A 13775-nucleotide genomic window follows, 5' to 3' on the forward strand; every position below is an offset into this window, starting at 1 on the left:
TTAAATATATATCGGTATTTTAGAACCCGAAGCCCAGATCCAGCTGAATCCGCTGGAGGTCGTCATCGGGCTGGTGTTTTATCGGATAAGCCATACTCAACGATATCGGTATCATACCCAGCTGGAACCTGAAACCGAAGCCCCAGGATGTCCGGTAGGTATCCCAGGTCAATTCGCTCCAGCGTTCGGCCGCATTGCCTATGTCGTAAAAGAGCAGAAACCGGACAATATCAAGCGGCCGGTCCGAGTACATATCCTCACTGTAAAGCGGGTAGGTCAACTCATTATTAAGAGTGGCCATAACCTTGCCGCCGACGGCCACACCGTCGTCTTTGGGGCTGACGCTGTGGAAGCCGAATCCGCGGATGCTGCTGTAGCCGCCGGCGTAAAGCCGCTCGAACGGCGGGACGTCGCCGGAATCGCCGAACTCCTGTATTTGCGCGGTGCGCAACAACCCGCCCAGGATGATTTTCCGGTTATTGGATACTTCGGCCGGGGTGGTGTAAGCCTCAAGCGACAGACTGCGCTTGGTAAAATTAAAATCGCCACCCAGCCCGCCGCCGGAAACCTCGTCGGAAAGGCGCCAGCGGTAACCTGACGAGGGAACTAACCAGCTGTCGCGATAGTCCTCTTCAAAGAAAGCGTTTACCGCCCTGATTTGCGAGGCACCGGACATCTGGTGAATAACGGCCGGAGCCGACGATTCTATTTCATTAATATAAATATCCTCAAAACGCGGGCCGCCGCCGATTTTCCAGTGCTTACCCATGCGGTAAGCCAAAAGCAAACTGCCACCCACCCGGGCTTCGTTGTAGTCTATCCAATTACGGTGGAAATCCGAGTAACGAACTGATAATTCCACCGGCTTATTAAACAGGTACGGTTCGGTAAACTGTATGCCGCTCTGGCTGGTAGTAACGCCGGGTTGCCAGTAAATCCGAAGCGATTGACCGCCGCCGGCGAATGACTTACTGGAAAAGAAGTCACCGAAACTGTCGGGCGTGCGCGATAAATCAAAATTGTCCTGGGAGAATTCAAGTATGCCGCCAAAACCGTAGTTGGAACTGTAGCCACCGCCCAGCCGGAGCTGGCCGGTTGGACCTTCCTCAACCTTGATATGAAGGTTCTTGATATCGGGCTTGTCGGTCTGCTCGATTTCGTAATCCAACTTCTGGAAATAGCGGGTGGCGCCGATTCGGTCCAGGCTGGTCCGGAGTTCACCGTAGTCCATCAGGTCGCCCGGGTTGATAGTCATTTCACGGCGAATGACCTTTTCACGAGTCTTAACGTTGCCGCTGATGGATACCTTACCCAGATAACTGGGCACACCTTCGGACACGTCGTAAATAATGTCTATCGTACCGGCCGGCGACGGGAAAAGAGTCCGAATATCCACATTGCAATCGATGTATCCGGATTTGCCGTACAATGTTTTTATCATCTGGATATCCTGGGATATGAATTTTATCTGGTAAGGCTGGGCGGTTTTGGACCTGATTTTGGGCATAATTTCATCGGTCTTGACGATGGTATTCCCGGACACCGAAATATTACGGACATAGTAACGGAGTCCCTCCTCGATACGAACAGTCACGGTGACCCAATCCCTGGCTTCGGTGAACTTGACATCTTCGATAAACGCCTCAACATCCTGCCAGCCGTCGCCCCGGTAGAATGTCTTGATTCTTTCCAGGTCCAGGTAGAGCTCCTTTTCCTGGTACGGCGCCGGGCTGTACCAGTGGTGGGCGCGGGTGTTCATCAGCCCAAGTATCGGATGCTTGGGGAAAAACAGCAACGCGTGATAAACCGGGAATGAAGCATTGCCGTTGATGACAACATTTCGAACCCGGACATAAGGCCCTTCACGGATGGAAAAAGTGACAATTTTCCCTTTTTCGCCGTCGCCGATAACGGTTGATACCTCGGCGAAATGGTATCCGGCCTCTTTGTATTTCTGACTGATCAGGTTTTCGTCACTTTTGAGCGCAGCCGTATCCAGCGGACCGTCAACCCGAAGCTTCATTTCTTTTTCAATCAGGCTGAGTGATATGCTTTTGATGCCTTCAAAGTTTATCTTATAGATATTAGCGGTTTCTTCGACGGTAATGATTATCTTAACGCCGCCCTCAACGATAGCAGTACTCCAGTTAACCTTGGTGAAAAATCCGCTTTCCGAAAGTCGGCGGATATCGGCATCAAAGCGCTCATTAGAAAAAACGTCTCCTGTGCGGGTCTGGACTTTGGACATAACCGCGTCGTGATTAAGTTTCTTCAGTCCGGTTATTTCTATATCTATAATCTGTTTCTTCTCAGACTCTTCAGAAGCGGTCTGTTTTACCGGCGCGCTAACGGTCGGCGAAACCGGCGCGGACGATTCGGGCGTCACCGGACGGGACAACTCAACCGGAGCTGCCGGCGTGGGTGTCACCGGCGGAGGATTACCGACCTCGCCGTAGACTAAAAAACTAACGACGGTCAGGCATCCAACCAGAATAATATTAAGGAAATTGTTCTTCATCGGATGGATTCTCAAATCTGAAATATTCCTTAAGGAAAGCCACATTGATGGGTATCCCGCTCGGGCCGTTACGTTGTTTGCCAATGAGTATTTCGCAGCGATTCTTAACTCTATCATCATCGGGGTTGTACATTTCGTCACGGTAAAGCAGGAGAATAACATCGGCGTCCTGTTCCAGGGCGCCAGATTCACGCAGATCCGAAATCCTAGGCTTGGGATGCTGCTTGCTGATGTCACGGCGTTCGGGCTCGCGGCTGAGCTGGGCCATAGCCACAACCGGGATCTTGAGTTCTTTGGCCAGGGCTTTAAGCGAACTGGAAACATAGGCGATTTCGCGCTCGCGGTTGTCGGCGTCCTCCCAGCGCATTAATTGCAGGTAATCAACCATGACTAACTGGATGTCGTGTTGAACCTTAAGCCGACGCACCCGGTTGCGCAGTTCAAATACGGATAGCCCTGAGGTATCGTCCACAAATATCTTTGTTTCATGGTAACGGGCACAGGAATGTAAAATGCGCGTGTGCTCTTCGTTGCTGATCATCCCCTTGCGCAGTTGGCCGCTGCTGACCCGGCTATCCATACAAATCAAGTTCTGGACGACCTGCTCGGCGGTTACCTCAAGCGTATATAAAACCAGCGGCTTATTCTCCTTTAAGCCAATGTTTTCCATCAATTTCAACGCGAAGCTGGATTTACCCGTGCCCGGGCGGCCGGCCACAATAATGAACTGACTGGGCTGGAGGCCTCCGATATATTCGTCTAGCCTGGTTAGACCGGTGGACAGACCGGTAATCATTTTCTGTTCCCGATATTTATCAATCGTATCATAAACACGAGTAAGAATATCAGTTATGCTGGATGAAGACCCCTTGTCTTTTTCGAAGGCTATGTTAAGCATCTGCTGTTCAGCGTCGTTAAGAAGGTTTTCCGAATCAACTTTTGCCTGTGCCGCTTTCCTGAGCAAATCCGTACAAACGGTAATAATCTGCCTAAGGATATATTTTTCACGAACGATCTTGGCGTAATAAAGCGCGTTAGCCGGAGTGGCTACCGATTCGGTGATGGCCACAAGCATCTCGGCGCCGCCGATTTTCTCCAGGCTGTGCTTCTTCTGAATTTCGTCCCTAAGCATGATGATATCAAAAGGCTGGCGACGGTCATAGAGGTCACGCATAGTCTCGAAAATAATCAGGTGGCGGCTGTCGTAGAAGCTGAGAGGCCGGACTAGTTCGCTAACCTCGCCCATGATATTATTGTCCATCAGAAGTGAACCCAACAGGGCCGCTTCGGCCGCAAGGTCGTAAGGCTGCTGGTAGTCAACACCCAGCGCAGGGGTAGATGTTATTGTCGTGACCATATCGGAAATGTTCCTTACTTCGCACCCTTATCTGAGCCTTTCTTTTCAGTCAAATGTTCCTCGACCACCCACAGGCGGCAAACGGCGGAAACACCCTCGCACAGATTAACCTTAGCTCTGTAGACGCCCAACTCTTTTATCGGGGTCTCCAGTTCAATCATCTGGGGGGTAACGCCGGTAATGCCCTCATGAATCAGGGCATCCACGATAAGCTGTGGAGAAACCGAACCGAAAAGACCGCCTTCTTCGTTAGCCTTGACCTCGATAGTGCATGATGCCTGTTCAATCTGTCCGGCGATTTCGCCCGTCTTAACTTTGGCGTCTTCCTGGGTACGGACAAAACGCTTTTTCTCGTTTTCCATTTCGCGGACATTTTCTTTGCTGGGCAAACTGGCCAAACGCCGGGGGAATAAATAATTATGTGCATACCCATCCGAGACGTTGACCACGCTGCCGCGCTTCCCTAATCTGTTGATATCCTGCCAGAGTAAAACTTCCATACAATAAAACCTCCTTATGAACCGCTAATTTCTAAGCTATATACGGCAATAACGCCATAAAACGGGCAAGCTTGATCGCATTCTGAATTTGGCGTTGGTGCTTAATGCAACTCCCAGAACGCTTACGCGACATAATTTTTCCCTGAAGCGTACACAATTTCTGGAGCAGTTGCAAATCTTTGTAATCAACCGTTGCGGTCTTGCTTCGGCATAACCGACAACGCACGCCGGTTCTCATCGGCGGCCTGAGCGATGGTTTTCTATACATACAAATCTCCTTACTTGTTTTTTATATTAAAAAGGGACTTCTTCTTCGGGCCCCTCCGGAACATCAACGTTTGATATTGGTTCGGAATCAACCGGTTCAGGTTCTTTGGCCGGACCAGCCCCGGTCTCAGACCGGGCGCCTGAGCCGCCGCCCATAAATTTTACAGTCTGGGCTTGTACCTTTATTTTCGAGCGTTTCTCTCCGGTTTTGGACTGCCAGGAATCAAGCTGTAGACTACCCTCTATCAGAGCCTGCGATCCTTTCTTTAAATACTGAGCGCAGTTTTCGGCCTGCTTTTTCCAGACATTTATATCAATAAACAAGACCTCTTCCTTCTGCTCGCCCTGCTTTGTGGTATACTTGCGGTTTACGGCCATGCCGAATTTACAAATCGGAACGCCCGACGGCGTGTAACTTAATTCCGGATCACGGGTCAGATTACCCATCAAAAAAACCTTGTTTAAGTAAGCCATATCATTCCTCCGTTTTGCTTACGCGTGCGTTGCTTTAGTCGCTACGACCGGGATGTCTTCTGTCTTAGCCGGTTTAGCTTCGGCTTCGGCTTTAGCCCGATTCATTATTTTTTCCATTTCTATTTTTGATTTCTCGAGTATCAGAACGCGAAGAATCAATTCGGACAACTGGCAGTCATTTTCAATTTTATTAGCGCAGTCCGCCTCGCCTTCCATATAAACCAGGATGTAAGTGCCCTTTTTCTGCTGTCGGATAGGGTAAGTCAGGGTCCGATCAGCCCACTTCCCTTCCTTGATTATTTTAACTCCATACTTGCCCAGAATCCCGTGGATATGCTCCCGAACCTTGTTGTAATTCGTTGCAGCCTGAAGCGGATCCACCAAAAACATCGCTTCGTAATTTTTCAGCACAATATTCCTCCTTTAATAAAATCTATTTGTTAAAACTAGTCATCGCCTTCTCGATGCCATCTTTGACCCAACAATCAACGGCCTGAGCGACGGTTTCAATCACTTCCTTATTCTGTTTTTCCTCAGCCCGGGTAAAATTAGACAGTACAAATCTTTTATGTTCAACTCCTACCGGCGCCCCGAGTCCTATCCGCAGCCGGGGAAATTTCTCATCCCCGAGCAGTTGAATAATTGATTCCAGTCCGTTATGCCCACCGCTGGAACCCTGGCGGCGCATTCTCATTGCGCCATGGGGCAACTGGAAATCATCGCAGATAATCAAGAAGTTCTCCAATGCTTCGCCGGTATCGGCAAAAAGCCTCTGGACTGCTTCGCCGGAAAGATTCATATAGGTCGCTGGTTTTACCAGCATCACCTTTTCATCCCCAATGTTTCCTTTCCCCGTATACGACCTGTGATAACGCGATTTTGCCAAACCGATATTATTCTGCTCAGCCAAAAAATCAATCACCCGGAACCCTAGGTTATGCCTGGTTCGTTCGTATTTCTCGCCGGGATTACCCAAGCCGATTATTATTTTCATACGACCAGGTTATTTCTTTTCCTCTTTACCTTTAGCCGCGCCTTTATCAGCTCCAGCGGCAGCCGGCTTCTTTTCGGCTGGAGCCGCCTTATCAGCACCTTTGCCTTCGGCCGCATCTTCGCCTTCAACTTCCTTCTTTTTGACAATAACTTCGGGTTCAGCCGCAGCGCCCTCAAGCGGCGTAGGCTCAACAATCTCTTCTTTGGGTTTATGCACGCCGGCGATAACTACTTCACCATCCGTAGCAGCCATAACGTCTTTAGGCAGTTTAATGTCTTTAACCCTGATTAATCCGTTCAGCTCCAGATTAGCCACGTCAACCTCAATCTTTTCAGGAATAGCCGTGGGAAGGCATTTAACACCCAGCGTCCTTAAATTTTGCTCAAGCACACCGCCTTCGGCTATACCTTTTGGATGCCCCTTAAGAATAATATCAATTGAAATATTAAGCATCTCGTCCATAGCAATCCGAACGAAATCAATATGCGTAACCTTTTCTTTAAGTCCGTCATACTTGATTTCTTTAACCACGACTTTCTCCGATCCTTTGGGAAGTTCTAGGCTGACCAGATGCGTGTGACGTGAAAGCATCTTAGCCGCCTCTTTCTCGTCTAGCGCCAACATCTGAACCGGCTCCTTGCGTCCGTAAAGCACGGCCGGGACCTGCCCGGTCTTACGCAGACGCTGACAATTACTGGTCCCTTTCTGATCCCTTAAACTTGCTTGTACTTTAACCCATTCCATAAATTAACTTCTCCTCTAATTTATCTTTTCGTGAACTAATTTAACGAATACAGCTGATTATACAATACAGCCTAATCTATTTTTTATATAAATAGCGAGCTTACGGATTCGCTGTTATGAATACGCCTGATAGCTTCTCCCAGCAATCCACTAACCGTAAGCACTTTAAACATTTTGCTTACTTTGTTTTTATCAAGAGGTATCGTATCGGTAATAACAACTTCTTTGAATTTCGCCTTAGTTAGTTTACTAACAGCTTCTCCAGCCAATACCGCATGGGTGGCACAAAGATATATGTCTTTAGCTCCGTGCCCGCGCAAAACCTCAGCGGCCTGGCTGACGGTTGTGCCGGTTGAAATCATATCATCTACGACAAGAACATTTTTCCCTTTGACATCACCAATAATATGAGCCGCCTCCACCTGGCGCGGTCCGCTACGTCTTTTATCGACTATAGCCAGATCGGCATTCAACCTCTTGGCGTAAGAACGGGCCATCTTGATACCACCCACATCGGCACTGACCACCACCAGCTTAGGAATCTTAAGATTCTCAAAGTATTCTACCAGCACCGGAGACCCGTAGAGATGGTCCACCGGTATATCAAAAAAACCCTGAATCTGACCGGCATGCAGATCGATAGTCAGTATTCGCTCCGCACCGGCAACAGTCAGCATATTGGCAACTAATTTAGCCGTAATCGGCACCCGGCCTTCGGATTTCCTGTCCTGGCGGGCGTAACCGAAATAAGGCAATACGGCAGTAATTCTTTCGGCTGAAGCGCGCTTGAGACAATCAATGATGGTTAACAATTCCATTAAATTATCATTCACCGGCGGGCAGGTAGATTGAATAATAAAAGTATCCGCCCCGCGCGCATCGGAATTAATCTTAATGTCTATTTCCCCGTCAGGAAAACGATTCAGGACAACATTCCCTTTGCTGATACCCAGTCTGGCGCAAACCTTGGAAGCCAAGTCGGGATTACCTGACCCGGCAAATACTTCTAACCGTTCCCTTCGCACCATATATTCCTCCTCAGAATTTTATTTCTTCTTCTTCAGCATTTGAGCCGGTATCCCAACCACGGTGGCCCCGTCCGGTACGTTCTTGCCCCTGGCAATAACGGCCCCCGCTCCGGTCTGGGAACCCTTGCCCATCCGAACCGGCGCTATCAATATCGTCCCACTGCCCGTAGCCGCCTGATCTTCTATCACGGTACGGTACTTATTCTTACCATCATAGTTAGCCGTAATAGTTCCGGCGCCGATATTAACCTCATCACCGATATCGGCATCACCCAGATAACTTAAATGTTTTGCTTTAGAATGTCTACCAATATGTGTTTTTTTAGTTTCCGTGAAGTTACCGATTTCAGCATGATCGTCCAGGACTGTACCGGGCCGAAGGTGGCTGAAAGGGCCAACCTCGCAGTGTTTCCCGATAACCACGCCGGTGCGTATTACCGTAAACGGATAAATAATTGTATCCCGTTCAATTTCCACGCCGGATTCAATATAAGTATTAATCGGGTCGACTATGTTAATACCGCCTTCTATAAACCTGTGGATTATCCGCTGTTGCATTATTTTGGACGCATTAAGCAGTTCTGTCCGGGAATTAATCCCCAGGCATTCTTCGACTTGAATATCGTCCGAAACCATATAGCATTCCACTTTTCTCTTCTTTTCCGTAAGTATATTAATCACGTCAGGAAGATAATATTCCCCGCTTTTTTTGTGCGGTTTGATTTTCTTAAGGGCGCTAAATACGGCAGCTGGGTCAAACACATACGTCCCGGAGTTTATTTCCTTGACTCGTTTCTGCTCCGCACCCGCCTCTGATTCCTCCACTATACCAATCACATTATTATTGCTATCCCGGTCAATCCGGCCGTAACCAGACGGGTCATCTAATTGGGTTGACAGTATTGTCATAGCCGTGTCTTTGGATTTCTGATGAGTTTCCATCAGTTTATTCAGCGTTTTAGGCGTAATCAAAGGCGCGTCGCCGCACAAAACCAGCAGCAACCCGTCCCAATCGCTCAAGAACGATTCCGTAGCCAGTAACGCATGACCGGTTCCGCGCTGTTCTCCCTGGGTCACCCAGTTTATGTCTTCTTGCTTGAATACGTCCTCTACGTCCTCCGCCTTGTATCCAACAACACAGTAAATCGCGCTAGGCTTAAGCGTTTTTGCCGCCTCAAGCACATGGTAAAGCAATGGTTTGCCGCAAAGCATATGAAGTACTTTCGGCTTATCCGAAAGCATTCGCGTGCCTTTACCCGCTGCCAAAACCACTACCGCTAATTTGTCCACCATATCAGTATTCTGTTTGATTATTTCGATTTATACGGAATGGGTTAGTATATGTTTCGAAAGGCAAGTGTCAAGAAAAAAACTCACTGAAAACACATCATGTTTTGTTGCCTAATAATGATAAATTATTATCTTATAAGCATATGCTTGATGATTTTCCGCTGCCTGACCGGTTCATAGCCCATATAGATATGGACGCATTTTTTGCGGCCGTGGAACAGCGTGATAAACCCGAACTGCGGGACCGTCCGGTGATTGTGGGCTCCGACCCGAGAAACGGCCATGGACGCGGCGTTGTATCAACCTGCTCGTATGAAGCCCGCAAGCTGGGAATTCATTCAGCAATGCCTATCTCCATCGCTTATCATAAATGCCCCAAAGCGGTATTCCTGCCGCCAGATATGGAAAAATACGCCCGTATTTCTCGTCAGATTTATGAATTACTCTATGATTTTACCCCTGATATTGAGACGCTTGGCATTGACGAATCATTCTTGGATATCACCAAAAGCTATAAGCTTTTCGGCACACCTTATCAAACTTGTATTCTGATAAAAAAAAGTATTAAGGAGAAAACCGGATTAACCGCCTCTATCGGACTTGCTCCAACCAAGATGGCGGCTAAAATAGCATCAGACCTCAAAAAACCTAACGGCCTGGTAGTAGTAACACCAGACAAATTGCTTGATTTCCTCTGTCCGCTGAATGTGAACAGGTTATGGGGCCTGGGTAAAAAAGGTTCCGAAACCCTGAACTCTGCAGGCATAAAAACCATCGGCGACCTGGCTAAAACTGATCTGTCCAGGCTGACTAAACTGCTGGGCAATTATGCACTTCACCTGCACCAATTGGCAAACGGAATTGATAACCGGCCTGTCGAGCCAACCGGCAAGGCTAAATCAGTCAGTAACGAAATCACCTTTGATACGGACATTTCTGATAACGCTAGAATCCTGTCGGCATTAAGTTCGTTATGCGAAAAAGTTTCCAGACGATTAAGGGAGTCTGACCTAAAATGCAAAACCATCACCCTTAAGATAAGGTTCCAGGGTTTCGAAACATATACCCGGTCTATTACAATAGCCGAACCAATATCCCTATTTGAGGTTATTTATAAAGAAATAAAAAAGTTATTCGAGCATTTTTCTACGGACAGTAAATCTTCAGGACGTATTTTCACCGGTATGGCCAAAAAAGTACGCTTGGTCGGGGTAAAAACATCCGGCTTGCTCCCGGCCGGATTCCAAGAAGGTCTTTTTAAGGATAAGATGATCTGTAAGCGCGAAACCCTGAATAAAACAGTTGATAAAATAAAATCCCAGTTCGGAGACGATGCCATTTACCGAGCGACAAGCCGCAGAAAATAGCGCCCGTCAGTTTACTATCACTTTCTTCTGCTGATTCTTTTTATTGTCATCCTTTTCAATAAATATTTTTTCGGATGTGAAAGGATTTATACCGGTATAATACATCAATGCCGAATAAGTTGACGGAGTTGGGGTAAATATCTGAATCTGCTCCGGAGTCATCTTGAGCTCTACTCTGATGAATTCTTTCAGCCGAAGCATGTCTTTAAAATCACAACCCGGGTGGGCGGCTATAAAGTAATACGTCAGGAATTGTTTTTTGCCAAATTTTATATTCAGCCGATCAAACTCTTTTTTAAATTCCTGTAAATACCGCCGGCCGGTTTTCCCCTTATCAGTAAAACTGCCTGCGGGCTTGCCCATCAATCCAAGCACTACGTCTTCACTATGTTCCGGAGCTATCTTTAACTGTCCTGAAACGTGGTGATTAACCAGCTCTTCCATGTATTCCGCGCCATGCTGTTCATCTTCCAGCACCATATCGTAACGTATGCCGGAACCTATGAATACCTTTTTAACCCCGTTTATTGCTCTTATCTTTTCAAACAGTTTAATCTGCCGTTTATGATTTACCTTGAGGGCCTTGCAGATAACCGGATACAGGCACCTTTTATTCCTACATCCACCGGCCTTAAGTTTGCGTGCGCATTCGATATAAAGCATATTGGCGGTCGGCCCGCCGATATCACGAATATATCCTTTGAATCTGCTTTGCCCGGTAATCATCTCGGCTTCCCGGATAATCGATTCCTCGCTTCGCGAGACAACGGTACGGCCCTGATGCACGGCCAAAGCGCAAAAGTTGCACTCGCCGTAACATCCCCGATGGCTGGTTATGGAAAACTCTATGGTTTCTAACGCCTTAACTTTTCCCTCTTTCAAATAATAAGGATGCACCGCATTCTCGTAATCAAACTCGTATATCCTGTCCAGTTCGGCAGTGCTCAAAAGTTCGGCCGGCGGATTCTGAATCAAATACCTGGTATCCTGTTTCTGGCAAAGTCCTTTAGCAGTAATCGTATCGTTATTGGCGTAGAAGGTATGAAACATCTCTATTAATTTATTTTTATCGTTTTTAACCTGCTCATGCGCCGGTAAAACCAGATAACCGTCTTTAAGTTCCTGTCCGATATAACATATGCCTCGGATATCCCGGAAATCCTGGTCATTCTTTAGCCGCCCAGCCAGCTCCAGCACTGCCCGCTCACCCATACCATAAACCAGAATATCGGCCTTGGCGTCAAAGAGTACGGATTTTCTTATCTTGTCGTCCCAGTAATCATAATGGGAAATACGTCTGAGGCTGGCCTCAATCCCACCTAAGACAATAGGTTTGGTATTTTTAAAATATCTTCTTATCAGATTTGCATAAGCGATGCTGGCCCGATCAGGACGTTTAGTATTCTGCCCGCCCGGAGTGAAGTCATCCTCACGCCTCGGCTTTTTAAGCGGCGTGTAGTTAGCCACCATCGAGTCAATCGCGCCGGCCGTAACTCCCCAGAAAAGCTCCGGCTCGCCCATCCGAACAATATCCTTATCACTCCTTATATCAGGTTGCCCAATGATACCCACCCTGTATCCGGCATCCGCTAAAACATGGCCTATTACAGCAACGCCGGAATACGAACTGTCTATGTAAGCATCACCGGTCACCAGGATAATATCCAGCTTGTCCCAGCCCAGACATACCATTTCCTGGCGGGTTGTCGGAAGAAACATGTTTGGTTAAAAATTATCTGCCGCTATTTCGTAATAACTCTGCGGATGGGCGCAGGCCGGGCATAGTTTAGGCGCTTCCTTGCCTTCGTGCACATAACCGCAGTTCCGGCATCGCCACCTGACCGCTCTATCCTTTTTGAACGCCTTACCCTCGGTTACATTCTTCAGCAACGCCCGGTAACGTTTCTCGTGTTCGGCTTCCACTTCGGCAATTTCCTTAAAAATATCGGCAACCTTGGTAAATCCCTCTGCCCGAGCTATCTTTTCTGCGGCGGGATATAATGTCCCCCACTCCATCTTTTCGCCGTCGGCCGACGCCTTCAGGTTCGACGCCACATCGCCGATAACTCCAGCCGGGAATGACGCGCTGATTTCCACCTCGCCGCCATCCAGAAACTTAAAGAATATCTTGGCGTGCTCCTTCTCATTCTCGGCAGTTTCCTCAAATATAGCGGCTATTTGCTCGTAACCAGACTTTTTGGCCGCACTGGCAAAATACGTGTAACGATTGCGGGCCTGCGACTCCCCGGCAAATGCGGTCAATAAATTCTTCTCAGTCTTACTTCCTTTTAACTGCATATTACATATTTCCTTTCATCTCTATTATAATTAATCTATATAAATCTTTCAAATCGGTCTTTCTTAACCTTGCATATCGGGCAAATATCGGGCGGCTCCTCCCGAGCGCACAGGTATCCGCATACTTTGCAGCGCCAGACCGGTAACGATAATTGGGTTAGTTTATTTTTGTCCGGTTTCTTCGACTCTTCTATCTTCGTCTTCCTTTCCTCAGGCGTCAAACGACGCTCCGGTATGGAAGCAACCTTCTGTTCGCCTTTAGCCGCTTTCTGAGAAACATAAAGCGCGCAATAACAAGCGCCGTATTGAGCCACGTCCGCGTCACGGTAATCACAGGGGCATATAATATCCAGATCTTCGGCCTTCCGGCCGGTAGCCAGGCGGCACGGGCAAGCCCAATAGCCATAACGCCGTTCGTTTACAATTAAACTGCGCACCAAAGCCTTGGCGAACTCCACATCTGGATTCAAGTAATACCCGGATGCCTCCGCTTCCTTTTTTAATTTAGCATAAAGGTTGTCCACTTCGACCGTTGTTACGTTTATTTCCGAACTCATTATTTTAACGCTTCCTTTATCTGAGGTTCATCAAAACCTACAATACACTTTTGGTTATTCACTATCAAATTAGGAAACGACATTTTAGGGTTCCACTTCTTTATCTCTTCCGTGGCCTTATTCTTATCCTCCCCTTCCAGCAGGTCCACGTCTACATAATCGTATTCCACACCCATACTGTTGAGTAACTCCTTTACCCGACGGCACCAAATACAGGTGCTTAGGGCGTAAAGTGTCAGGCTGCCCTTTTTCTTTCCGGATACTCGCTTCATTTCCATAAGCCACCTTCCTTTATTAATTATTACTCGGATTTATACCATTTTTCGCGGTATTGTCAACCAAAAACACCCGAACCTCTCATTCGGATATTTCATGTAAAAT

At 47.6% G+C, this 13775-nt stretch carries 15 protein-coding genes; 1 reads left to right on the top strand and 14 read right to left on the bottom strand.

Annotation, left to right across the window (positions count from 1 at the left end; all coding sequences use genetic code 11):
• Nucleotides 1–19: 19 nt before the first annotated feature.
• The 10 genes from bamA to WC980_08035 form a co-directional block, all read right to left on the bottom strand.
• A complete protein-coding gene (gene bamA, locus WC980_07990; GenBank protein MFA5794984.1) occupies nt 20–2518 on the bottom strand; it encodes an outer membrane protein assembly factor BamA in 2499 nt (832 codons plus the stop codon).
• A complete protein-coding gene (gene dnaB, locus WC980_07995) occupies nt 2499–3875 on the bottom strand; it encodes a replicative DNA helicase (GenBank protein ID MFA5794985.1) in 1377 nt (458 codons plus the stop codon). Before dnaB ends, bamA begins: the two co-directional genes overlap by 20 nt.
• Nucleotides 3876–3889: 14 nt before the next feature.
• Nucleotides 3890–4375: a 50S ribosomal protein L9 gene (rplI, locus tag WC980_08000; GenBank protein ID MFA5794986.1), complete on the bottom strand. Its 486-nt coding sequence runs from the start codon at nt 4373–4375 to the stop codon at nt 3890–3892.
• Nucleotides 4376–4406: 31 nt separating this feature from the next.
• Complete coding sequence (rpsR, locus tag WC980_08005; GenBank protein ID MFA5794987.1) at nt 4407–4613, bottom strand: 30S ribosomal protein S18; 207 nt, start codon at nt 4611–4613, stop codon at nt 4407–4409.
• A gap of 56 nt (nt 4614–4669) precedes the next feature.
• Nucleotides 4670–5116 carry a single-stranded DNA-binding protein gene (locus WC980_08010; protein MFA5794988.1) on the bottom strand — a complete coding sequence of 149 codons (447 nt, stop codon included), beginning with the start codon at nt 5114–5116 and terminating at the stop codon, nt 4670–4672.
• An 18-nt stretch (nt 5117–5134) separates the two neighbouring features.
• Nucleotides 5135–5527 carry a 30S ribosomal protein S6 gene (gene rpsF / locus WC980_08015; GenBank protein ID MFA5794989.1) on the bottom strand — a complete coding sequence of 131 codons (393 nt, stop codon included), beginning with the start codon at nt 5525–5527 and terminating at the stop codon, nt 5135–5137.
• Nucleotides 5528–5549: 22 nt separating this feature from the next.
• Nucleotides 5550–6110 (bottom strand): aminoacyl-tRNA hydrolase, encoded by a 561-nt coding sequence (pth, locus tag WC980_08020; GenBank protein ID MFA5794990.1) that lies wholly within the window; start codon nt 6108–6110, stop codon nt 5550–5552.
• Between the two features lie 9 nt (nt 6111–6119).
• Nucleotides 6120–6854: a 50S ribosomal protein L25 gene (locus tag WC980_08025; protein MFA5794991.1), complete on the bottom strand. Its 735-nt coding sequence runs from the start codon at nt 6852–6854 to the stop codon at nt 6120–6122.
• Between the two features lie 83 nt (nt 6855–6937).
• Complete coding sequence (locus tag WC980_08030) at nt 6938–7882, bottom strand: ribose-phosphate pyrophosphokinase (GenBank protein ID MFA5794992.1); 945 nt, start codon at nt 7880–7882, stop codon at nt 6938–6940.
• An 18-nt stretch (nt 7883–7900) separates the two neighbouring features.
• Entirely contained in the window at nt 7901–9175 is a 1275-nt protein-coding gene (locus WC980_08035) for a sugar phosphate nucleotidyltransferase (GenBank protein MFA5794993.1), read from the bottom strand.
• Between the two features lie 140 nt (nt 9176–9315).
• On the opposite strand from WC980_08035, the gene dinB reads away from it, so the two are divergent.
• Entirely contained in the window at nt 9316–10539 is a 1224-nt protein-coding gene (gene dinB, locus WC980_08040; protein MFA5794994.1) for a DNA polymerase IV, read from the top strand.
• A gap of 6 nt (nt 10540–10545) precedes the next feature.
• Here the strand turns inward: dinB and WC980_08045 are convergent, their stop codons facing one another.
• Genes WC980_08045 through WC980_08060 form a run of 4 tightly spaced genes read right to left on the bottom strand, consistent with a single transcriptional unit; the run spans nt 10546 to nt 13672 of the window.
• On the bottom strand, nt 10546–12258 hold the full coding sequence (locus WC980_08045; GenBank protein MFA5794995.1) for a YgiQ family radical SAM protein: 1713 nt from the start codon (nt 12256–12258) through the stop codon (nt 10546–10548).
• Between the two features lie 6 nt (nt 12259–12264).
• Nucleotides 12265–12837 carry a rubrerythrin family protein gene (locus tag WC980_08050; protein MFA5794996.1) on the bottom strand — a complete coding sequence of 191 codons (573 nt, stop codon included), beginning with the start codon at nt 12835–12837 and terminating at the stop codon, nt 12265–12267.
• 35 nt (nt 12838–12872) lie between these two features.
• On the bottom strand, nt 12873–13394 hold the full coding sequence (locus WC980_08055) for a ferredoxin-thioredoxin reductase catalytic domain-containing protein (protein ID MFA5794997.1): 522 nt from the start codon (nt 13392–13394) through the stop codon (nt 12873–12875).
• Nucleotides 13394–13672 carry a glutaredoxin family protein gene (locus WC980_08060; GenBank protein MFA5794998.1) on the bottom strand — a complete coding sequence of 93 codons (279 nt, stop codon included), beginning with the start codon at nt 13670–13672 and terminating at the stop codon, nt 13394–13396. Before WC980_08060 ends, WC980_08055 begins: the two co-directional genes overlap by 1 nt.
• Nucleotides 13673–13775 lie beyond the last annotated feature (103 nt).

It is taken from the genome of Candidatus Brocadiia bacterium (assembly GCA_041658285.1).
Taxonomy (GTDB): domain Bacteria; phylum Planctomycetota; class MHYJ01; order JACQXL01; family JACQXL01; genus JBBAAP01.